The sequence below is a fragment of the Haloferax sp. AB510 genome, from assembly GCF_024136985.1.
In the GTDB taxonomy this organism is placed as follows: Archaea; Halobacteriota; Halobacteria; order Halobacteriales; family Haloferacaceae; genus Haloferax.
Map to the genome: position 1 here is coordinate 1 of NZ_JAMYJY010000031.1, position 21393 is coordinate 21393.

The window sequence follows — 21393 nt, forward strand, 5'->3', positions numbered from 1 at the left end:
TCCAGCGGGTCCTCGCTCTCTGCGGCCTCGCTGTGGCCGTATGCGACGCCGTTCACCACCATATACCCCCCGGCCGTGCCGCCTCGGCGCCGCGACCGCTTCCGTTGCGTCTGGCGACGGACGGACTCGGCGCGGCGCGACCCGCGGTGACCGGCTGGGTATATGGCGGTGACCGCGCGCTCACCTCGAGGTTCACCCCCCGCACTCGTCTGTGGGGGGTGCCGTCGGTGCCGCGCCGCGCCGGACAGGGTCCGGCGTGAAGGCGCGGCGCGGGCACCTCGGTGACGGCGTCATCGGTCGACGTCGGAGCCGTGGCTCAACAGGTTGGTTCGTGAGAATCCCGCGAGTGAGGTCGCGGGCGTCGGCGCGTCAGCGCCTTCAGGAACGTGTCAGTTCCAATGTCTAGTAACAACTCGAGTCGGAAGGTAGTTTCGGTGGCTGAACAGGCGTTCGAACACGCGGACGAGACGACAGTCGATGAAGACGGGTTTGAGGTTGTCGACGAGACGCCGACATTCCAGGCGACGGTGCAACAGGAGATCCAGGCAAAGGTGGATGCGAACCACCCAGACGGGATCGCAGACACGAGCGACGAGCGGATTGACGGCGTGACGTTGGCCCAAGAAGAGCGCATTCGAGCGCGGGAAGCCGAGCTTGAACGGATTAGTGCCCGTGCGGAACTGGGCTCGCAAGAGGGTCGTGAGGCACGGTCCCGGGCGATTGCGGCCGAGCGGAGCGCTGAGCGACGGCGGCAGTTCCAGAAGCGTGCGGCAAGCGTGAATCCGATGGCGGACCCCGACCGGGCTGACCCTCGGACGGAGCTAACTCAAGACCAGTTGGGCGCGGTGAACTCTCAGGCAACACGGTTGGCGGAGAAGCTGGATGGCTGGTCGCGAGCGGCGATCAGTCGGCGGCTGAGTGAAGCGATGGTGAGCGGGAAAGACATGCTGTCGGCAGCGGTGAGCGTGTTCGAGGAACTCGAGGGCGCACCGGGGACGATGGTTCCGATCGGGAAACTGGAGGGCGTGTCGCGACGTGAGGTGTGCGTTGAAGGGACGCTGACGACAGTGTGGGAGTCTGAGTCGCCGGCGATTCAGCAAGCGGGGCTCCTTGAAGACGAAAGCGGGCAGGTGAAGCTGACGAGTTGGAAAGCCTCGGACGTGCCGTGGATTCGTGAGGGCGAACGCGTGCGGATTCACGGGGCGGCGCGGAACTGGTACGATGGGCGTGTCTCGATTGCACTGACGGGCTGGACGACCGTGCACTTCCCCGAGCGCGACGCCTGGTGGGACGCCTAACGGCGCGAGGCAGCCCTCTTTTTTGTTGGTGGCCGGGCCGACCCAGACCCCACCGCCCCACCCTCCGCTCCGTGCTCGCGGCCGCTGCGCGCGCAGCCACGACCTCGGACCATGAATGGTTCATCGTAGATTCTTACTAACCTTCGAATGGTTGGCCTTGTATCGTCCCGTAGGAGTAATGTGGTGTACCGCTATCCAAGATGGCCATCAGCTATATTATGGTTGTATATCCATAAAGTAATTATGTCTGATAATTCAGACAATTCAACTAGTCGTCAGAACTGGAGAGCCACACGTCGAAGGGTCCTTGGAACTGTTAGTTCTGCTGTAATCGGAACTACTGCACTTACTACGGTAGGTTCCAGTCGTGCAGACCCTGGAAGCAATAAGTATGTCAAGATTGACTATGCTCTTCGTCGCGAAGTGCTTGAAGATCAATCTTCACCACTTATCACAGAAACTAAGCAGGTCAACCGTGACTGGTATGATTCGCTTAGGCGTGCAGAAAACTCGCGATACAAAGCGAACTTCGAAAATAAGCCGTTCGTCAATGAAGTCACGCTAACGCCACCGAAGCATGGTGGTGCAGGTCCTCAATTAAATGTTGGTGTTCTCAAGAACCCTGATCGAAGTTTCCATCCGAGCATTCAGTCAACTCAGGAAGCACGGGAGCAGATACCAGACAAAGTCGGAGAGATTCCGGTTGATGTGTTTGAAACTGGGTCATTTGAGTTGGGTTGTTACGAGACCGACTATGGTGATTTAGTGCCCCCTGGGGCGGAAATGGAGTGTGGGCATAATAATACTCATTGTACAATGGGTGCACCACTACACAAGGACGGTGAGAGATATTTCTCTACGTGTCAACATGTGTTCTACGGCGATGATCCAACGAGTCGGAAACTGTATAACCAAGATGAAGATGCTGCAATCGGTAATATAACCGAGGCATACTGTAAAGATGACTTTGTCGTTGCTGAGCCACTTAACGGGCACACACCTGCCGGTCGAATTGCTGACGGCGGCGGTAGTCTGAGTGATTTAACTATTGTCAAACAATTTACTCAGGATGCACTCAAAGACAAGATTGCAAACGGTGAGCAATTAACAAAACGGGGTATCCGAACTTGTGAAACGTCTGGAGAAATCGTCTCCGCAAATGGATACATTGGCGTAATTGACGATGGATGTAGTGACCGCCCACACCAGATTAAGTGGGGTGGTGATAGCGACTTTGATAATGGAGATAGTGGCTCAGTTGCCTACCAGAAAGTTGGTCACGACCAAGTTGGAATCGCTGGTGTCTGCAACGGCCGTGACCCGAATCCAGTCGCAAATGGGAAAGTGTTCGGGACGGCTGCGTGGCACATTGAGTCTGATGCTGGATACACATACGTCTGAAAGATTTGTCACCTAGAACTGAAGTAATAATTTATCAATATTACAATTACGTTTTATTATCATGAACACAAATATATGTAATATATTCTAGAAGGTATCAATTTGGATACTCCGAAATAATGATGAATGTCCAACACTATTATTGGGTTGCACAGAGATGTATTCAGTATGGTCCTCCCACTAGTGTCTGACCTCAGCAAGCAACTTCGTCCGCGAACACTACTCGTTTCCCTCGTAGTGTTCGTTTGTTCAGCTATTTTCTTTAATTTCGTGTCGCGTGTCGAGCTTCTCGTGTCGTTGCTTCGATGGGAGTTCCTTGCGCTTGGATTACTGGTAGTCAGCGCTATCCTTGCCGCTCGAGACGATGGACTAGTGCGAACGTGGCTGTTCGCATTCGCCCTTGCCGCTGGGTTCGGGATTCACCTCGCTGGGATTGGGATTACTGGGGCTTCGCCAGGACTAGTCTTTCGCATCGCGTGGGCTGGACTGGTTGGTCTGAGTGCTGCGCTCATACTCGGAACTCTCGGTGGCTCACTTGGACTAGGACTCAAACGCCTCAGGACAGGTTCGTGAACCTCGGATCAAAATAGGTGCCTGCCTCACTTGTACTGGGTGTCGAACAAAACGGTCACTCGTCTCGTAGCAGCAGTCAGGTGGTAAGTTCGCTCGTATACTGTTGTTCCCAGTCGTCACGGGCTTCGATCTCCCGGCGACCGCGAGCTGTAATCGCGTAGACGTTCGTTCGGCGGTCTTTCTCACCTTTGTCGAGTAGTCCCTTCTCGACGAGCGTATCGAGATTGGGATACAGCCGACCATGGTGGATCTCAGTTTCGTAGTAGTCCTCGAGTTGGTCTTTGACTGCAAGCCCGTGTGGCTCGTCCAAGCCGGCGGTGACGTACAGCAGGTCGCGTTGGAACCCGGTCAAATCGTACATTTTGCTGCCCACAGCTAGTTTAAGAATACATATACGTTTGTTGGCCTCCAGTCGGGTTTCAGAGTGGCCTCGCTGGACGAACGTTTATATCGGAACGTACGGCCACGACGCGGTATGCCGCCCTCCCGTGACCTGGCCGCGGAATTTCGACTGAACGAAGACGCTCGTTGGTGAGGTGCAAGTAGCATTCGGCCACGTCCTGCTGCGATTGAAAACGGGCTTGAGACGAACTCCCACACGAGAGTCAAGCACCGCGTGAGACGGCGTTGAATACCATCCAAAGAAAGGGTACGGACGAAGTCCTATCGCTAAAAAAGCCCAAAGCGGTGCTGAGTGTACGGAATCTGTCTGTTGGGGGACGTTCCAAACGCTAACCTTTAACATTGTTGGGGTTGTACCACAACATAGGAAAACGATGCCTGCAAGGGTTGTGTACCGGGACGAAAACGAGAAGCCAGATGGAAGTCGGTATGAGATGGTCGCGTGGCAGTCCCCTCAAGCGAAGACTTCCCGCAGGGACTGAAATACAGCTTTCAGTACATGGACGCTGACGGCGACACACTCCTGCGGTATGATAACTCGCCGTACCACTTGGATGTTGGTCGACACCACCGACATACACCCGAGGGCGACATCATGAAGTTGGAGTTCACAGGGCTGTCCGACCTAGTCAACGATTTCTAAACCGAGGTGAACGAGATCTATGAGCAACGAACCAACTGACACTGAACCGACGCACGACGAATTCACTCCCGACCCGGACGAGGTCGAGTACCCTTCGACTCTCCGTATCACGTCGCTCCCAGCAGAACAGGCGCAGGCGGCGGCTCTTGAGCGGGCCGAACGGTGGGAGCAGGGTGAAGAGGTACCGCATGTCGTCAACTTCGAGGATCGGACGCGGCTCCGCCAACTGCTAACCGACCGGCGGATGGAACTCCTCGAAGAGGTGATGGAACGCCCGCCCGAGAGTATCCGCGCACTGGCTAGTCGCTTGGAGCGCGACGTCCACGATGTGCACGACGATCTACACCTACTAGCTGAGTACGATATCGTCCACTTCGAGAAGGATGGTCGCGCAAAGAAGCCGTACGTCCCCTACGATACGGTCCGGATTGAGGTTGAGTTCGGTCTGCCGCGTGATGAGGGGTCTTCGTCGCCCGCATCAGCGTAGCCGGAGATTCGCGGTTACGATTTTCTTGAACCTGTTGAAACCTTCTTGGTGCTCCCGGTGGTACAACGCTGCTGGGACGCAGATTACTGAGGACTCTTGGCGTGAACAGTTACTCTCGGACTCAGAGACGTGGGTTGTCCCGGCGATTGCGCTTCGACGAACGTCTGTCGACGCCTCGCCATCACAGCCGACATCTACCACACCAACACGGCAACTGCTCCGCTGTCAGTCGTGTAGCGAGCAGACACCGCATCGGTTCGATTCACGCGACGGCAGTCCGCCCGCAGCGTGGGCTGGAGAGTCGGTCTGGGGGTGTTCCGTATGTCGAACACCGCAGTACGGACCTCGCCCAGACGCTTGACGTTGACATCATCGACCGTGTGGTCATCGCGAGAAATATTGAGCGATACCAGCGGGACCCACGTATGCAAAACAAGCGGCAGTCTGATCAATGGCTGTACAACGACTGAGCAACTCAGAAGAAGTATTACCACTACTTCGGCCGACGGCCATCTCAGGGGGGTACTCATCAAAATCCTCGACTACTTACCGCACGTTGTCGACATCGCGCTCAGTTCTGACCCAGGTACTATGGCCTTAGAACTGATGATCGTTGGTGTTGTCTTCATCGTACTGTTCAACAAACTGAGTAGATTCAGACCTCGCGCGCAGCGTGGTAATTCGGGAAACACCTGCCAGCACGACGCGCTGTGTGTGCAGCTACCAAGAAAGTTATTTAGTACATGTACGAAAATATATATTCGAAATGTATGTAAGTAGACATACTCATCTTCTACTGACTGTTGGTACCTTGCTCTTCACAGTCTATTGGGCGTACAAGGGCTCTACTCTCGTCGCAGCCGGATGGGCATTCATTACAATTTTGCATATTTTTGATTTAATCAGAGATAGATAGACTGACAGACATGGCAACTAACTGAATGAGCAGTAATTCTTCTGAGTTTATCGGCAGAACAGCTCCACAGTTAGCATTCGATGTCGGCGACCTGCGCCAACTGCGGTCGTTCATCGATTGGATGGGAGTCCCAGAAATGGAATTGGAGACAGTAGTTCTCATCAAGGTTATCGACACCTAAGATGTCGACTCTCTCGGCGAAGTCCTTGACAACTCCGTGTACTGCGACCGGGGTGACATCTTTGTCTGGGGCTATCGTTACTGGCTCGTCAGCGCCCGCGTTGACACGATGCGATTTCCAGTCTAGCATGCCAGATTCGGTTTCGAGCGCGAGGTGGAACGTCTGCGCTCCGTCATCCGTATTCCGGAGTTCGACGTTCACCTCTTGAAGGGATCCGTCGGACGTGAACGGGGCGATACAGCCGGAGAACCCGAACAACGTGGCGGTCGCACCGAGGAGGACATTGCGGCGTTGCACGCGTCCGACTATATCCGAGATTAGTAAGTATGTTATCATTTTTGAGCGGGTCGACTCTTTCAGGCGAGATATCATGCCAGGGTCCGACTTGAACCCTGAGTTCAGCACGGCTCCAACGACTGCTAGCTCAACAGATCGAGTCCACCATCTCCTCCAGAGCAACAGTACCGTGAACACTGGTGTATCGTAATGGGTTGTGTTTGTGTGCGCCGGCGATGGGCGCCGGCGCAGGGGGTCGGACAGACTTCGACTCCTGAGTCGGCGAGGTGACGACGAATGCACCAAGTAATCTACGCACTCGTAACTGCATCGACAACAGACGAAGCCCTCTCGCGAGCCGCCGACGTGTTCGATCAACTGGTGGGCGCTGTCCCCCACGCTGAGGCGGTGTTCGACTATTATGTGACGTTCGATGACGACTCAACAACAGTCGCTGGCAGCGCCCGGTGGGGTGACCTCCCGGTTGCAGCACCCGTTGGCTCGGAGGACGGCCAGGAACTCCTTGAGCGCGGCTGGCAGGCGACCACTCGTGAGTTCGAGCGAAACCTCGAACGCGTTCGAGAGGGTGTTGACGACCTTGACGCCGCAGCGATCACGCGCGATGAGGACCTCGTCAGGCATGCGTGCCACAATCTCGGTGCGTACCGCGGGCCGGCGGTGTACCTCTACGACGAGTTTGCTGACGGGATTCGGCATCGCGAACGGCTTGAGCAACTCGTCGGGTCGAACGATCATCTGTGGATCGTTCCCGCTGATGTCCACTACTGAGTCGACGCTGTGGCCAATGGCACTCCTGAGAGAGGCACTTTCTGATCGTGGTATCGCTGTTCGACTCGTTGTCGACGACGCGGCTGACAGCTATCGCGTCAAGTACACGTCGCTGTCCAGCGGTGTGGTGACTGACGAATGGACTGTATTCGGTGGGGCGTCGGCTACGGCGCGACGGGGAGTGAGAGTACATTTCGTCTGTCTCACCGCATGCGACGTCTCACTTGGATTCAACCTCTTTGCGGGCGTCGATGATTATCTGTGGGTCGAGGTCAAGCTCATATTCATAGCGGCGGCCACCTCTCTCACCGTCATTCTGTTCAGACCGCTGCAAGAAGCCAAGCATATGGAGGTCAGAGAGGTGATCTTGAATACTCTTTAGCGTCGTAAGAGGTTCTGAACCCCACTCTTTCGTGACTTGCTCGTAGTACGTTTTAATCTCCTTCGAGCGAGCGGGAGTCTTTTTCTTCTGTTCGAGATGTGCAATTGTTTCAAGAATATACTGTGCATGGTCCGTCTGATCACGGACTCGGTTACTCAACCGCCCACGTTGAACGAGTTCTTTCGCGCTCTCGATGTGGTTGTCTTTTACTTTCTCGTCTTCATTTTTCTCGGCGACCTTTGCACCGACTCGGAGAAGGTCAATCGCCTGTCGCGCATTTCCCATATCCTTTGCAGAGATTGCAGACGCCATGGCGATGGCCGACCGATCACACGCGCCGTCAACGAACGCTCGGTCAGCGCGGTCACGGAGAATCGTTTGCAGCTCGTCCGCATTGTATGGGCTGAACGAGATCTCGTTTTCCATCAGCGTGTCTTTGACCTTCGACGAAAGTGACTGTCTAAACGTGTAGTTGTTGCTAATCCCGATAACACCAACCTGAGAGTTCGTGATATGCCCGTTGGATGAGGCCCGTGGAAGCTCATAGAGGAGTGTGTTCACATCGTCGAGGTGATCAATCTCATCGAACACTAAGAAGTGCGTCCCACCGACTCGGTCAAGTTGCCGGTAGAGTTCTTCGAACGCGTCGCTAGTCCCGAGACCACGCTTTGGAAACCCGATCCCGGGCGACAGACGACAGCAACTCTCCCGACTTCGCACCCAGCACAGTCGGAGTCGGTATCAGTCGAGTCGTGAACGTCGGCTCGCACATGGATTGGACGAAGTTCGGCGACTCATCGGTGCGCTTGACCTCCCGGACAGCTTGCGTGACCAAGCATGTCGGTGTTTCCGGTCTGCTCAGCAGGCGGATCTGTTGCCGGGGCGGTCGATCGAAGCAGTCGCGGCTGCGAGCGTCCACGCCGCCTGTCGATGTGCAGGACTCTCGCGAACGCTCGCTGAACTTGTCCCGCTGGCACGGGTGGCAGAATCGCGCGTCCGGTCAGCGTACAATGCACTCAATACAGAACTCGGGCTGCCTGCGAAGCCAGTTGCACCGGTTGAGTTCGTTCCACGGGTAGCGGATGTGCTTGACGTGACAGACCAGATTCGGCGACGAGCACGGTCGTTAGCCGAGACATCGAGCGATGAGTGGGCTCATCGTGGCGCGAATCCGCATGCAGTCGCGGCAGCGTGTGTGTACACTGCTGCGACTGTGCGGGACTGGCCGCTCACGCAGGCGCGTGTTGCGACCGTGAGTGATACCTCAACTCAAACAATTCGGACGCATTACCAGACGTTGTGTAGAGTAGATGGGTGAATATTAACGCTGAGGACGAATATTACGCGTATCTGAGCGAATATCGAGTCGCTTGGACTCCTCGGCTGAGTGTCCGAGTTTTCTCCGGAAACAATGGGGAGTATATTTCGAATAGCAGCGGTTATTCGGAGATGGATAAGCACCACTCGGTTCCCGAGATACCCTGTCACTCGGGGTAGTGGATTCGTTTTCAGAGAAGAACGTCGGAAACATGCGGTGCGCGTTCGGGGCTTCGTCGTCGAGATTGACTCGATGTAGAATTGAGCACACAACCGTGACATTAGGTCCGAGAGGTGGCCATCACGAGTGGTAAGAGAAATTAAGTAATACTGATAAAGTATTACCACGTACTGGTATTAGGACAATGCCACGCGTTACGACGAAAGGACAAGTGACAATCCCAAAGGCAATTCGCGAGGCCCTCGGAATTGAGCCGGGTGACGAAGTTGAGTTCGAACAGACCGAATCTGGGTACGAGCTGAGGAAAGAAAAGCCGACGACTGCAGAGGGTCAAGACCCGTTTGACAAATATCGTGGTACCGCAGATAGTGACGAAACGATGCCCGAGCGTATGCGTCGACTGCGTGGTGAATACCCAAGAGATATTGGTAGTGACTCAGACGATGATGTCGATTCGGGGGCAGAGGTGTGACAACGGCAGTTGATACAAACGCTCTTCTTGCACTCCTGTACGAGGACGACTACACTGACGCTAGTGAAGATGCGTTGCGGAAGGCTTACCGAGACGGTCCACTTGTGATCACACCGGTGGTCTACGCTGAACTTGCAGCAGATGGTCACTTTGACGCCGTTGCTGAACTGGATGAATTTCTCGAAGACTTTAGCATCCAACTTGTCGAGCCGTCACGGTCCGCACTTTTTGAAGCGGGGGAGAAGTTCCAACAGTATACTGAGCGGCGACCCGATGGTCTTCAGTGTCCGTCCTGTGGCGAGAAACAAGCCGTTGACTGCGAACTGTGTGGAGAGAGCCTTTCACCCCGCCAGCATATTGCGGCAGACTTCATTATCGGCGGGCATGCACTTGCGGACGCAGATTCACTAATTAGTTTTGATACTGGATTCTACCACACGTACTTCCCGTCTTTGACTGTTCATCCGGAGTGAGGTCTCGAAGGTCTCTTCGGCGCTGCTTCTGCAGACTAAGGGAACGCATTTACTATCGAAGTCAGTAATTGGAGTATGAGCGAGAGCCGTCATTTCGGCTTAGAGAATCCGTGGGTATTCGTCGCGACGAACATTGTTATCTGGGTAGTAGTCGTTAGCTCCATCCAAACGGTTCTCTTCAACGGTGAGTTGACTGGTGCCGTCATCGAGGGAACTGCGGGAGGCTTGGCTTGTGGATTTACGATGTTCTACCTCAAGAAGAACGACTGGTTCTAACACAGTCAGTCAATACGCACGCCCTTCTAATCGGAGCGTTCGACTCACCTAGTGTGAAACAAGTGCTCCGCTTGCTGAATCCTCCTTCTATATTCAACACGCACTTTCTGTCAGGTCCAGAAGATGTCAACAGATCCATCAATCTGACTCTGTTGAAACGTTCAGTATTGACTCCGAAAAGGACTTCTCTCCCAATCGAATTTCACGCCCGATACGGAACCGACATCTCACAAAACCGCCAGACGACGAAAGGTTGTACTAAACCAATCGTTCCAATTTTTCGAATAGTGATGATATTCCCAATGAATGAGTTAATATGATGTAACAAGCCACGTGATGATAATGTCGCCATGGTTTGCAAGACAACGGCAGACTGAGAGCAGATATTCAACGAAATTATGGGCATTCTCGCAGATAAATCGGCTTCCTGAAACAGTCGGGTATAACATAGCATATGCCCTCCTCGCCGTTGTAATTGCTCGTTCACAGCTAGATTTAGGCCTCGAAATAGAGAGTTTGATTCAGATCTCAGTTGCGTTTAGTGCGGCCATGCTAACAAAAATGCAGGCATCAGTCGCAGACGTACTGCACGATTACGCCGTCGATAAAGAAAATCCTGAGAAACAACAGAATGCGACCGCAGTTGATGAACTCGGGTACGAGAGTGCGTATACTATCCTAATTATTGAACTCACAGCTGGACTGTTTCTTTGGATGTGCGTCTCACTACAGACGTCATCACTACTGTTCGCTGCTGGCGGTGCCCTCTTTGCGATATCTGGGTTTGTATATTCGTACCCACCCCGAATTAAGGAACGAGGGATACTGAACCACCTCGTGACGACGGGTACTGACGTCGGATTCGTCGTACTTCCGCTTGTCATACTTGCAGGGAACCCATCAGTTGAGTATACAGCTATCGCTCTTGGAGTTATTTTTCTCTATACGTTTGGGTACCATATATTGCACCAAGCCGCAGACACGTACTACGACCGGCAAGCAGGAATACGGACGTTCACACAGAACGTTGGGGTGCCATTGAGCATACTACTGTCAGCAATCTGTACAGTCTTGGCTGGAATTGGTGCAGGTGTACTCCACGCTCTGGGAGGTACAGTTGCGATGTTTCTCGTCGCTGGCCACTACTTGTGGCTTTACTATCGAGTAAAGGGAACGTCTGAGAGAGAACAAACAGATATTACCGCACAGAGGTTCAACACAGCCTACGTAGCGACGTTCTTGAACGTAGCGTTCGCACTCAGTCTGTTGATATAATTCATGTGGTGTCGGATATCGACTACACCAACCATGATGTTTTAGTGTTGCCAAAATTTGACTTAGAGACATCATGAATGGTTCGCTGGATACTGACTTCTCGAGGGTACTTGCGAAGCGGTTTGAGATCTTACAAGCGCTTCACGAGCAACCACAGCGGAAACCAGAACTTGTTGAGTCCGTCGACTGTTCGCGGTCGACTGTTGACCGGGCGATCACAGAGTTGCTCCAGTACGAATGTGTTGAATCTCACAACCGGGAATACCAGACAACTCCACTTGGGCAGGCCTCGCTGAATATCCGTCAGGAATATCTCAACAAGATTCGCGATGTTCAGCGGACAAGCGAAATATTGAACGAAAATCCGAATCTGAAAGAGCTGCCGCCAATTTTCCTTCGACAAGTAACCGTTTCAATAGCAGGTTCTCAGTTCCCAGAATCTGCTCTCAGTTCGAGTACCGAGAAGTTACGACAGTCTGAAAAGATGGTTGGCCTTGCACCGGTTGTTCTCAAATCATATATCGACGATGTTGAGGCTGCTGTTCGAGAGACTCAATGCACGGCAGAGATCATTGTATCTGAGGATGTTCTGTTGGAGTTAGTCGATTATCGAGAATCATTTACTGAATTGATCAACTCTGGACAGGTAGTTCTTCTTGTTACAGATGACGAACTCCCCTACGCACTCTGGGTCATGGAAGGGGGGGACGACGAGGTTGCTGGGATTACTGTCCATCAACACGGTGGGGTACGGGGGATGTTGATGAACACAGCACCAGAGGCCGTCAAGTGGGCGCGTGAGCAGTATGAGTCGTTCAAAGCGGATGCAACTCAATACCAACTCGCAGAGAATTGATGGTACATGGCAGTAGACCACAAGAGAAACGACCTGAGGTGAACTAGTCGCATGAATAATCGCACGACAACTCACTCAGACACTCGAAGAACACCTCCTGAGCCACCCTCACCTCCGATTGTCGGTCACACTTATGAATTCTTCCGTCGTGACCCCCTTGATTGGTTCACGGAATTAAACGAGACATACGGACCAGTCGTCCAGCTTCGAGTTGCTGGCCAGCGACTCGTCCTTCCGACAGAACCTGATGACATCGAACGGGTCCTTCTCACGAATAGTGAGAACTACGAGAAAGGTGGGTTCCAAAAGATGGTGACCCGGTCACTACTTGGAAATGGACTTGTTATCGCGGAAGGCGAGGAGTGGCGGGCAAAGCGCCAGGGAATTGAGCCAGTCTTCCATCCGAAGCGGATGGAAGAGTACCAGTCAGTAATCACGTCACACACTCAGTCAACAATCGATCGGATTTCGTCGGGAGAGACGGTTAACTTAGAACAGGAGATGAAGCATCTCACACTCAATATCATCGTGGATGCACTCTTTGGTGTTGATCTCTCCACAGAAGACTGGGACTTAGAACCGGCCTTCAAGCGAATCTTAGCACATTTCGAACGCATTAGCCAAACGTATCTGTATCTTCCAGAGTGGACCCCGACCCCAGAAAACAGAGCATACAGAAGCGCGATTAGCACCCTTGATTCCGCCGTCGAGGACCTAATAGCAGCTCATCGTGTGGGAGATGTCGACGGACCAACGGTCCTCAATTATCTCCTTGAGTCGGACGAAGACTGGGACACAAAAGACCTTAGAGACGAAATCGTGACGCTGTTACTCGCAGGTCACGAGACAACTGCACTTATGCTTACATTTACTGGTGACTTATTGGCGAGACATCCGGAAGTCCAAGAAACCGTGGCACGTGAGGTCCGAGAGAAGCCGCTCTCTTACTTCTTCGGTTATAATGACGAGTATTCCGAACTCGACAAAGTAATTCAGGAGTCGCTACGCTTATACCCTCCAGTATATGGGATTTTTCGTCAACCCATTGAGGATGACCAACTGAGCGGGTTCCATATCCCATCAGGGTCTATTATTGCGCTCAATCAGTGGGTCGTTCACCGGGATTCGCGTTGGTATCAGTCACCGACACAGTTTAATCCACAACGGTGGTCGAAGCAGTTTGAAAAATCATTGCCGACAGGTGCGTTTTTCCCGTTCGCTGCAGGTCCGCGTCGATGCGTTGGTGAGCGGTTTGCAAGGTTAGAAGCTAAGATCATTTGATTAATATATTACGAAGGTTTAGGATATCAAAGCCATCACAGGGTGAACTTAGCGTTTCCCCATCTCTAACTACTCAACCAACTAATTCTGTGACTGTCGGATTTGATGACCGATAGCCTTGTGTGGGGAATAGCTTAGATCTAGTTATAGATCAGTATTATAGTACACCTTAGCATAGTACTCCTCCGTCAATATTATAACAATGATTTGGAATTAAACCCACACCGACAACTGCCGTCGACAGAAGTTTCCAGTTCAAGATACAGTTGGTGACGTCTCGTCAGATATTTCTAACGCGATTGGTGATGCCTTCGACTTTATATTCTAACAAACTATAGATAAATAATTAGGTTGAATCTTCATCAAAAAGATTAATGCCCGGAGAGTGGTGTATTTTTGGCACAATGAACTATCCGTTGCTACTTTCAGTGTTCATGACACTTGCGGGTCTTTCCGGAGTCCTGTTCGGGTCCACAGACCTCAAACAGACAGGTATTCTTTTCACGGTTGCTGGGATCGTCGGCATTGCAATCATATATTTTCGCTAGGGGCTGCCTATTTAATTGGCACTTAACGTTAGTCCAGTTCCCACTGTTGAGCAGTAGGTGCCGGAGCTTTAGGCAATCCGGTTGAGTGACGGTGACCAAACGGTGGGAAATCGGTGGCGGTGGCGTTCTCACCGCCAGCAGTGCCACAAGACCAGTGAATTGCTGTCTCGCGAGTTACCTAACGAGTCTTACCAGTCACCAACGCGTGCTGACCCGGGTTACCGGCTCTGTTGAAATCCTTCAGCGTTGACATTGAGAAGAGCGACCCTTCCCACCGGTTTTTGCCGATCGGGTGAGAAACTAGCCACTCAGCAAATCGCAAGACGTGAGGAGGTTTTCAACAGAGCCAGCTATTCTCAATCTCTCAACGGTTAGCAGCGAAGTATCCGCTCAACCATGTGAAACAGAGACAAACATTTCTGCATTCTCGCATCGCGGTTCATGTTCGGGAGAAACAGTAGTTTGTGGTCACTGCGAATCAACACGGGAGAGTCTTACTCGCTCTCCTCCAACTCGGCTGAGTTGAGGCCTACCCGTGACAGTCCAACAACTCAATCGCTTCCGCATCTAGTGCCGAAACCTGGGGGCAGACAGTTGAAAAGCGAACCGTTCAACAAGACATTACAAGAGTATTATTGTAATAGTGGTGATTTCACCGGAACGTGATGAAAGCGTCAGCAGCAGAAGATCCCAACGCGTATGACCTACACAGTCTCGCTAGCGACAAGGGTTAAACTATCGGTGAAAAGCGTAAGACCTCGCCATATATCACGTCTTCCGACTCGCTTACCACGCGCAAAACACCTGGGTAGGTTGGACTCAATACCACCAAAAGTCGCTGTATAAGGCTACTGTTCGTCGACTAAGCGCCCACGCGGCGACGCCGTACATGGTGGACGTGGTACCGGGACTTTCGTAAATTCGTTTAAAATAGTCGTTCAGAACATCAAGCGTGCTGTAACATAGCTAAATCAACTGCAGCATGGCGATTCACTAGCCCCTGGGAGCGAAGGCAGCACCGGCCCAGGATATGGTTTCACTATAATATTCACAGACATAACGGCACAAGATATAAATGTCAATATGAAATGCTTAATATATGGTACGAAAACACCATAGATTCACTAGGCGTAACGCGATCAAAACAATCGGTCTTGCCGGGCTTACACTTAGCGGGGCAGGGGTTGGCTCTGCCATAGAGTCTGGGAAGAAAAAGTACGTTTCGAAAGGCCTTGCCAAGAAGGCGGCGCGACAGCGGCTCGCATTATCTGCTCAATCCCCCAAATACGCGAGTTGGGTCGATGCTGATCTCGGCAAGTCAACGACGTTCTACCTGAAGAACAAAGACAAGGGGCCGAACTACCTGCGTAGTTCCTATGTCTTCCCTGTGTTGAACGGGTCAACGCATGTTGGGTATATCACGGCATCCGCGCAACGTGACCGACCAGCCATCATTGAGCAATCTACTGCACCACACCCGCTATCGAAACTCTCTGAAGTTCGTGAGTTCCGCAAGCAGCGTGGTGACCGTGATACTGGCCGCCTGATTCATCATACTGGCACGAAGTACGGTCTCGAGATGCAAGATGGTGCCGTTGCAAACCTACGGAATGGGCAGAAACAGACGGTTGGGAAGGGAACAACTACAGACGCGCTCGCAGCGGATTCAGAGCAGACAAAACGTATCTGGGATGCTGTCGAATCCAGCAATGAATCCCTGAGTACGACAGATTCCACTACCATCCAGCCGACTGCGACTGGCTGGAGTGGCTCGAAAAGTATGGCGTCTGATGTCCCTGCGTATGACCAGACGCTAGAAGACGGTGAACCTCGAGGCGACCCCGGCGGTGGCAGTAGTTCTGGCTATGTTGGGAGCGACCCGGACCCGTGGGGTTACTGGGACGGTTGCTCCCCGATTGCCGCTGCGATGGTTCTCAACTACCACGAAGGGTACTCCCAGAACGGCAGCTACGAAGCGGCCGAAGCAATGATCGACGAACTTCATGACGAGTTCGGTACGTTCGAGACTGACCCCTTCGATGGCGCAACACCACCTGGGTTCATCGATGATGGGATCCGGTCCTACAGCGGTGGAGACAATGATTACGGCTCCAAGTCGATTGCTGTCACGCTTGACCGTGTGTTCGCTGAGGGCGAAATCGACAACGATCGGCCATTCGTCCTCAATATGACCAGCGGTGACACAGCAAGCGGTCGCGACCAACCCTACAATGAACATAGTGTCGCGGGAATCGGGTACGATGCCTCCAAGGATACTCTCGAGCTCTATGATACATGGGGGTACAACTCCCACGACCTCAGCTGGGGTGCATGGCTCGCAGCTACTGTCACCAAGGTTTTTGTCAAGTAGAGAGTTGGGCCGTCTCACCTAATAGCCCAAAAAATATTTACTGAATAGACATTAATTATTAGATACTTCATATGAGTGTTGAGTCTCGATATCACGAGTATGGCAGAGCTGTGGAAGCCCTCCTCTCCGCAGCTATCCTTGCAATGGGGATCTCGTTCGTTGCACTCGGTCCAGATATCCCATGGCCACCGATTATCGAACTGGCAGGGACAGGGATTTGGACGTTGGCTCTCCCAATAGGACTCTTGGCAATTCTAGTGGTATCTAGGCTTGCAACTACTGATAGATCAAACTGGTATACTCAGGCGATTTTCATCGTCTCAGTAGTCACGATTCTCGCCAGTACCTACGCTGTCATTGGCCCACACATTGATCGTGCCAATCCGCTTCTTAGTGTGTTTCCAGCGTCGGTTCTCGGGGTCATACTAGCGAGTGCCGTAATGATTGACAGTTTGAGTCGATTTACAGAGGCCTCATTCTAAACAAAACGAACAGCGGTCCGTGCGACGAATTTCTCAGTCAAGCCGGGTGCAACTGAGACGTTGACTCTCGGTACAGCCGCTGGTGGCAGATCGAGAACGAGGACAATCGATCAGACACGATTTCTTGGCAAAGGCTTTGCCCAAGGATTATCGAGTTCGGTTGTTCTACCGAAAAGCGTCGACCAAAGCCTGGGAGCGCACGCACTGCGAGTGAGGTGCTAAGGAACAGGACAAAAGATATTTACATTGTGCACACATTCTTGCATGATGACATCTCTATGGAAAAACTTGTTGTAGACGGCCTCGGAAAGCAGTACGGCGACACTTGGGCACTTCGCGATGTGACGTTCTCCTGCTCTGAGGGTGTCGTCGGGTTGCTCGGTCCCAACGGTGCTGGGAAGTCGACACTTATGCGGATCCTGACCACATTCCAGCAGCCAACGGAAGGTTCGGTTCAGTGGAACGGCGTTGACGTGACCAGCGAGCCCGATGCGATCCGAAAAGAACTGGGCTACCTTCCACAGGAGTTCGGCGTCTACCCGAACCTGACGGCCGAGGAGTTCTTGGAGTATCTGGCCGGCATCCGTGGTATCGCCGACGCCGAGGACCGTATCAGCGAGCTACTCGAACTCGTTAACCTCGAGGACGACTGGGACCGCGCTCTGGGAGGGTTCTCGGGTGGCATGAAACAGCGTATCGGCATCGCACAATGCCTGCTTGCGGACCCTGAGTTGCTGGTCGTCGACGAACCGACCGTTGGGCTCGACCCGGAGGAACGGGTCCGCTTCCGAAATCTCTTGTCTGAACTCGCCGAGGACCGGATCGTCGTCCTCTCAACGCACATTGTCTCGGATATCGAAGAGGCGGCTACTGAGATCGCGCTCCTCTCCGGCGGAAAGTTGCTCCTGCATGACCGTCCGGCCGCCCTTCTCGACCGGGCGGCAGGGGCTGTCTGGGAGTGGAACGTTTCTGACTCCGAGCTGCCAGCGGTGAAACGCGATTATATCGTCAGTGGTGCCAGACGGACTCGGAACGGCGTTCTTGCCCGTATCGTCAGCAAGGAGTCCCCGTCACCGGGCGCCAAACAAGTGGAACCGACGCTCGAAGACGCCTACCTCCAAATAACGAATGGGGGCGACCGGACGTGATAACAGAAGTGCTGGCCGTGGCACGAGCGGATTTCAAACAGCGATCACGGACAAAAAAGTGGCTGGTCGTCCCTGTACTGCTGGCGTACTTCGCCAAGTTGATAACGGTCGACACGACCCTCGTCGTCGCCGAGGAGTACACCGGCGTGCCGACAGCCGCCTGGTATGGGGCGATGCTTTGTGCCATTGGGACGTTACTGCTCTTCTTGTTCGGATTCGCCCTCGTCCGCGGTGGTATCACTAGAGACCGACAACCTGGCCTCGCGGAACTCATTTCGACAGCCCCATTCTCAAATGCTAGCTATCTCCTTGGGAAGTGGCTGAGTAATTTCCTGCTACTGACGGTCACAACTGGTGTTCTTGCCGGATTGACTGCAGTGGCGTTCCTTCTCCAGGGGACTGGCTCGTTCGACGGATGGGCGTTGTTCGCACCGTACCTTTTTGTTACGATCCCGACGATAGCTGTCGTCGCAGCCGCGGCAGTCTGCTTCGAGAGCAATAGGTTTTTGTCCGGAACCGGAGGGAACGTATTGTACGTGTTCGCAGCGGTCGCTGTCATCCTTCTCGGGACGTCTACGACTGAGCTGCTTGATGTCGGTGGCGTCCATATCTTCCGACAGAGTATGGGAGTCGCCATCGCCGAGCAGTACCCCAGCTTCGATGGCAGAGGGGTCAGCTTCTTCTACACAAATTCTGCGTCGGAGCTGAAGACCTTCACTTGGTCTGGGGTCAGATGGACCGCCGAACACGTGCTGTTGCGGATTCCACAGCTTCTCGTCGCTGGCGGCCTGCTGGTGACCGCCCACCTCTCGTTCAACAGGCTAGACGATTCCGGACTGTGGACGTTCAGATCGTTACTTCCCTTCGGTTCCAACGGAGATAATACAGACGAACAGAACGAGTCCTCTTCCCCCCCCCGCAGTCCTTGCCCCAACCGACGAGTCCCTTTCGAGCCTCGGGTCGCTGTCACCAGTAACACGAACCGGCTTCCAATTCAAGCGTGTGTTCGTTTCTGAACTCCGGCTCGCGGTACAGAACCGCCCGCGGTGGTGGTACGTCGCTTGTATCCTCGCGCTGCTGTTGTCGTTCATTCCATCCGTCGACGCCCTCCGGTCGGCTGTCCTCCCGCTCGCACTGCTCCTGCCACTTTCGTTGTGGTCCGAACTGGGGACGCGAGAGCAAATCCACAGAACAGAGGAGCTGGTATTCGTTACGGGCGGGCCATACGCGTTGCTCGCCGCCTCTTATCTCTCCGCCACCACAGTCGGCCTCGCGATAACGCTACCAGCGGGCATCATTTTCGCAATCAACGGGGCATTTGGTGCGATGTTCGCCTGGATCGTCGGGCTGCTCGCCCTCCCGGCGATCGCGTTCGCACTCGGAACGTTGACTGGCAGTCAGCTCGCGTTCGAGACCGCATATCTAGTCGCCTGGTATGCGGGCCCGATGAACGGGTTCCGTCCACTCGATTACATCGGTGCGGAGGAAGCGACAGTCAGCTCCGGGGTTACAACCGCGTATCTCGTCCTCGCTATCGTGGCGTTGGGGGCGACTGCGTTCGCTCGCCGGAAGACATAGCTCGTGTATCGGTTAATCAACTCACACAGGAATCGAATCGTTCGTGTCCCACTACGGATCGATACGCTCAGAGCGAACTCGGGACTGGTGGTCGCCGCCGTTTAGACCGTTTTCTCGAATGCTATCGTGTCTTCGATGTCGATATGGAGCGACGTGGCTTCGTCCACCCCGAACGACTCCATATTACTGAGATCTTCACTGACCCTCGCAGTCAATGTCACGGTGCCTGAGGACGGGAGGACGTCGTCTTCGGTGACCTCGCTGTCCGGCGAGAGAGACATCGTGTCCGCGAACAGCTCTTCGTCCGATTCGGAGTCGAGTTCGAGTTCGACCGAGACCTCCTCTCGCCGGTCCAACTCAGTTGCTCTGTGGAATGTCGAGCAGGTGTTGGGCGAGTTTCTGAGGGGTAGATACCATCGGCCAGTGGCCGGTCTCCAATTCAGACAACTCCCACGCTCGTTCGGCACAGAGTTGACGGACCATCTCTAGTACACTCTCGTCCATCCCGTTGTGTCGACAGAGGATGTACGAATGCGGGACATTCTTTGTATCCGGGTTCTCCGCCGCCACGGTCTGTCTGAACGTATTCAGTGGATGGGGTGTCGCCTTTTTTCGCATCCATGCCGTGTCTTCATCCGAGATACCGACCCAGTCAGGATGGTCATCTGGCAGTGGCCACCCGCCGTCGTTGTCCTCTGCAGCCTCTTCCATCGCTGTCCACTCCTCCGGTGGATAGAAGTCGGCGGCTGAGACGGGGTCGTCGTCCATCGGGACCAGCGCGTCAAGGTAGACGACGTGTGCGAGTCGCTCCGGAATCTCCTCTGCCACCCCCAGAACCACCAACCCTGCGTAACTGTGGCCAACGAGGACAACGTCCTCAAGATTTTCGTACTCAATGACGTTCACGATGTCGCGGACGTGTGTTTCGAGGTCGGTGTCAGGACGAGCGAGGTGTACTCGTTCGCCGAGACCCGTCAGTGTCGGGGTGTATACCTCGTGTCCCTCTTCGTTGAGGTAGGGTGTGAGATGCTTCCAACACCATCCTCCGAGCCACGCACCGGGAATGAGTACGAACGACGTCCCACTATCAGTACTGCCACCCTGTGCTGGTGACTCTCGGGTCATTGGTTCGGTCGATATCGACTGTGGACAGTTGTCTTCGGGTCGAAGGCTGGAGTCGGTGAGGACCTACCAGGGGCGAATATGTTTGCGTTCATCGGTTGTTTGTCTGTAGTGTTGTCGACGAATCCGCCACGTAAATACGCGAGCCTAGTGGGGTGGAAGTGTTCGTTCCAAGAAGCGTGCTTTGGAGGTGACTGCCACCGTCGCTATCGGTTTCTCTCAACGTAAATCTCTCTCCTCGAAGGAACTCCTCTACGTTGCTACTCAATTGTCGCGGCTATCAAACGGTTCTAACAGCATCCCCTCTTCGACGCTATCTATACCGTCAGAGTGCATCGCAGCGTCGAGTCGAGTGACCGCTTTACAAACGTCCGAATCAAGATTGAATTGGTATCGTTGTGGCTTCGTTCTTTGGACCTTATCGAGTACCCCTATCTCAATGAGAAGGTCAATATGGTTGAGCACCGACTGCCTGCTCACACCTGAAATATCTGCTATCTCTGATTTATTCATCTCACGACGCACTTTTTTCTTGATAAGGGCATCAATTATTTTCGCCGCGCTATCGTTTTGTGTCAGGACCAACCACCCAGCTGGATCCTCGGCTTGCGTGCGGTCTACAACGTTGTTGGGGTCGTTCGAAGTATCACGTGACATTATACTAC

21 protein-coding genes and 2 pseudogenes are annotated in these 21393 nt (G+C 53.6%); 17 read left to right on the forward strand and 6 right to left on the reverse strand.

The genetic code is table 11. From position 1 onward, the window contains the following. Window positions 1-398: 398 nt before the first annotated feature. Entirely contained in the window at window positions 399-1298 is a 900-nt protein-coding gene (locus NKF06_RS08035) for a DNA-binding protein (protein WP_253245068.1), read from the forward strand. A gap of 243 nt (window positions 1299-1541) precedes the next feature. Continuing rightward, window positions 1542-2699 (forward strand): hypothetical protein, encoded by a 1158-nt coding sequence (locus tag NKF06_RS08040; RefSeq protein WP_253245069.1) that lies wholly within the window; start codon window positions 1542-1544, stop codon window positions 2697-2699. A gap of 649 nt (window positions 2700-3348) precedes the next feature. Here the strand turns inward: NKF06_RS08040 and NKF06_RS08045 are convergent. Beyond that, window positions 3349-3633 (reverse strand): PadR family transcriptional regulator, encoded by a 285-nt coding sequence (locus NKF06_RS08045; protein WP_050460124.1) that lies wholly within the window; start codon window positions 3631-3633, stop codon window positions 3349-3351. Between the two features lie 415 nt (window positions 3634-4048). On the opposite strand from NKF06_RS08045, the pseudogene NKF06_RS21140 reads away from it, so the two are divergent. Both NKF06_RS21140 and NKF06_RS08055 read left to right on the forward strand, forming a co-directional pair. Continuing rightward, window positions 4049-4317 (forward strand): annotated as a pseudogene (locus NKF06_RS21140) (DUF6516 family protein). 19 nt (window positions 4318-4336) lie between these two features. Then, entirely contained in the window at window positions 4337-4804 is a 468-nt protein-coding gene (locus tag NKF06_RS08055) for a transcriptional regulator (protein ID WP_004062178.1), read from the forward strand. 986 nt (window positions 4805-5790) lie between these two features. On the opposite strand, the gene NKF06_RS08060 is transcribed toward NKF06_RS08055, so the two are convergent. Beyond that, window positions 5791-6198 (reverse strand): hypothetical protein, encoded by a 408-nt coding sequence (locus NKF06_RS08060; protein ID WP_253245071.1) that lies wholly within the window; start codon window positions 6196-6198, stop codon window positions 5791-5793. Between the two features lie 276 nt (window positions 6199-6474). Between NKF06_RS08060 and NKF06_RS08065 the strand changes: the two genes are divergently transcribed. Beyond that, window positions 6475-6966 carry a hypothetical protein gene (locus NKF06_RS08065; RefSeq protein WP_253245072.1) on the forward strand — a complete coding sequence of 164 codons (492 nt, stop codon included), beginning with the start codon at window positions 6475-6477 and terminating at the stop codon, window positions 6964-6966. Between the two features lie 220 nt (window positions 6967-7186). Here NKF06_RS08065 and NKF06_RS08070 read toward each other — a convergent pair whose 3' ends face one another. Then, window positions 7187-8068 carry a cell division control protein Cdc6 gene (locus NKF06_RS08070; protein WP_253245073.1) on the reverse strand — a complete coding sequence of 294 codons (882 nt, stop codon included), beginning with the start codon at window positions 8066-8068 and terminating at the stop codon, window positions 7187-7189. Here NKF06_RS08070 and NKF06_RS21145 point away from each other — a divergent pair. The 12 genes and pseudogenes from NKF06_RS21145 to NKF06_RS08130 all read left to right on the forward strand — a co-directional run. Further along, window positions 8025-8666, forward strand: a pseudogene (locus NKF06_RS21145) (transcription initiation factor IIB family protein); the annotation flags it as partial. The gene NKF06_RS08070 and the pseudogene NKF06_RS21145 sit on opposite strands and share 44 nt — an antisense overlap. Window positions 8667-9030: 364 nt before the next feature. Further along, a complete protein-coding gene (locus NKF06_RS08080) occupies window positions 9031-9318 on the forward strand; it encodes an AbrB/MazE/SpoVT family DNA-binding domain-containing protein (RefSeq protein ID WP_256477259.1) in 288 nt (95 codons plus the stop codon). Beyond that, window positions 9315-9791 carry a PIN domain-containing protein gene (locus tag NKF06_RS08085; protein WP_253245076.1) on the forward strand — a complete coding sequence of 159 codons (477 nt, stop codon included), beginning with the start codon at window positions 9315-9317 and terminating at the stop codon, window positions 9789-9791. The genes NKF06_RS08080 and NKF06_RS08085 overlap by 4 nt, the downstream gene beginning before the upstream one ends. A 75-nt stretch (window positions 9792-9866) precedes the next feature. After that, window positions 9867-10067 (forward strand): hypothetical protein, encoded by a 201-nt coding sequence (locus NKF06_RS08090; RefSeq protein ID WP_253245077.1) that lies wholly within the window; start codon window positions 9867-9869, stop codon window positions 10065-10067. Between the two features lie 336 nt (window positions 10068-10403). Further along, window positions 10404-11342 (forward strand): UbiA family prenyltransferase, encoded by a 939-nt coding sequence (locus tag NKF06_RS08095; RefSeq protein ID WP_253245078.1) that lies wholly within the window; start codon window positions 10404-10406, stop codon window positions 11340-11342. A 73-nt stretch (window positions 11343-11415) separates the two neighbouring features. Continuing rightward, window positions 11416-12198 (forward strand): hypothetical protein, encoded by a 783-nt coding sequence (locus tag NKF06_RS08100; RefSeq protein WP_253245079.1) that lies wholly within the window; start codon window positions 11416-11418, stop codon window positions 12196-12198. A gap of 51 nt (window positions 12199-12249) precedes the next feature. Beyond that, entirely contained in the window at window positions 12250-13479 is a 1230-nt protein-coding gene (locus NKF06_RS08105; RefSeq protein WP_253245080.1) for a cytochrome P450, read from the forward strand. A 1647-nt stretch (window positions 13480-15126) separates the two neighbouring features. Then, entirely contained in the window at window positions 15127-16398 is a 1272-nt protein-coding gene (locus tag NKF06_RS08110; RefSeq protein WP_253245081.1) for a C39 family peptidase, read from the forward strand. Between the two features lie 71 nt (window positions 16399-16469). Beyond that, window positions 16470-16880 (forward strand): hypothetical protein, encoded by a 411-nt coding sequence (locus NKF06_RS08115; RefSeq protein ID WP_253245082.1) that lies wholly within the window; start codon window positions 16470-16472, stop codon window positions 16878-16880. A gap of 278 nt (window positions 16881-17158) precedes the next feature. Beyond that, window positions 17159-18028, forward strand: a complete 870-nt coding sequence (locus NKF06_RS08120; RefSeq protein ID WP_253245097.1) for an ABC transporter ATP-binding protein — start codon at window positions 17159-17161, stop codon at window positions 18026-18028. Beyond that, window positions 18025-19044, forward strand: a complete 1020-nt coding sequence (locus NKF06_RS08125) for a hypothetical protein (protein WP_253245083.1) — start codon at window positions 18025-18027, stop codon at window positions 19042-19044. The genes NKF06_RS08120 and NKF06_RS08125 overlap by 4 nt, the downstream gene beginning before the upstream one ends. Then, complete coding sequence (locus NKF06_RS08130) at window positions 19031-19606, forward strand: hypothetical protein (RefSeq protein WP_253245084.1); 576 nt, start codon at window positions 19031-19033, stop codon at window positions 19604-19606. Before NKF06_RS08125 ends, NKF06_RS08130 begins: the two co-directional genes overlap by 14 nt. A 101-nt stretch (window positions 19607-19707) precedes the next feature. Here NKF06_RS08130 and NKF06_RS08135 read toward each other — a convergent pair whose 3' ends face one another. The 3 genes from NKF06_RS08135 to NKF06_RS08145 form a co-directional block, all read right to left on the reverse strand. Beyond that, complete coding sequence (locus NKF06_RS08135) at window positions 19708-19962, reverse strand: hypothetical protein (RefSeq protein WP_253245085.1); 255 nt, start codon at window positions 19960-19962, stop codon at window positions 19708-19710. Window position 19963: 1 nt separating this feature from the next. Then, a complete protein-coding gene (locus tag NKF06_RS08140) occupies window positions 19964-20731 on the reverse strand; it encodes an alpha/beta hydrolase (protein WP_253245086.1) in 768 nt (255 codons plus the stop codon). 261 nt (window positions 20732-20992) lie between these two features. After that, complete coding sequence (locus tag NKF06_RS08145) at window positions 20993-21385, reverse strand: winged helix-turn-helix domain-containing protein (protein WP_253245087.1); 393 nt, start codon at window positions 21383-21385, stop codon at window positions 20993-20995. Window positions 21386-21393: the final 8 nt, after the last annotated feature.

Coding starts and splice junctions, on each gene's coding strand:
- NKF06_RS08035 (WP_253245068.1), top strand. CDS start 399: ATGTCTAGTAACAACTCGAGTCGGAAGGTAGTTTCGGTGGCTGAACAG.
- NKF06_RS08040 (WP_253245069.1), top strand. CDS start 1,542: ATGTCTGATAATTCAGACAATTCAACTAGTCGTCAGAACTGGAGAGCC.
- NKF06_RS08045 (WP_050460124.1), bottom strand. CDS start 3,633: ATGTACGATTTGACCGGGTTCCAACGCGACCTGCTGTACGTCACCGCC.
- NKF06_RS08055 (WP_004062178.1), top strand. CDS start 4,337: ATGAGCAACGAACCAACTGACACTGAACCGACGCACGACGAATTCACT.
- NKF06_RS08065 (WP_253245072.1), top strand. CDS start 6,475: ATGCACCAAGTAATCTACGCACTCGTAACTGCATCGACAACAGACGAA.
- NKF06_RS08080 (WP_256477259.1), top strand. CDS start 9,031: ATGCCACGCGTTACGACGAAAGGACAAGTGACAATCCCAAAGGCAATT.
- NKF06_RS08090 (WP_253245077.1), top strand. CDS start 9,867: ATGAGCGAGAGCCGTCATTTCGGCTTAGAGAATCCGTGGGTATTCGTC.
- NKF06_RS08095 (WP_253245078.1), top strand. CDS start 10,404: ATGATAATGTCGCCATGGTTTGCAAGACAACGGCAGACTGAGAGCAGA.
- NKF06_RS08100 (WP_253245079.1), top strand. CDS start 11,416: ATGAATGGTTCGCTGGATACTGACTTCTCGAGGGTACTTGCGAAGCGG.
- NKF06_RS08105 (WP_253245080.1), top strand. CDS start 12,250: ATGAATAATCGCACGACAACTCACTCAGACACTCGAAGAACACCTCCT.
- NKF06_RS08110 (WP_253245081.1), top strand. CDS start 15,127: ATGGTACGAAAACACCATAGATTCACTAGGCGTAACGCGATCAAAACA.
- NKF06_RS08115 (WP_253245082.1), top strand. CDS start 16,470: ATGAGTGTTGAGTCTCGATATCACGAGTATGGCAGAGCTGTGGAAGCC.
- NKF06_RS08120 (WP_253245097.1), top strand. CDS start 17,159: ATGGAAAAACTTGTTGTAGACGGCCTCGGAAAGCAGTACGGCGACACT.
- NKF06_RS08140 (WP_253245086.1), bottom strand. CDS start 20,731: ATGACCCGAGAGTCACCAGCACAGGGTGGCAGTACTGATAGTGGGACG.
- NKF06_RS08145 (WP_253245087.1), bottom strand. CDS start 21,385: ATGTCACGTGATACTTCGAACGACCCCAACAACGTTGTAGACCGCACG.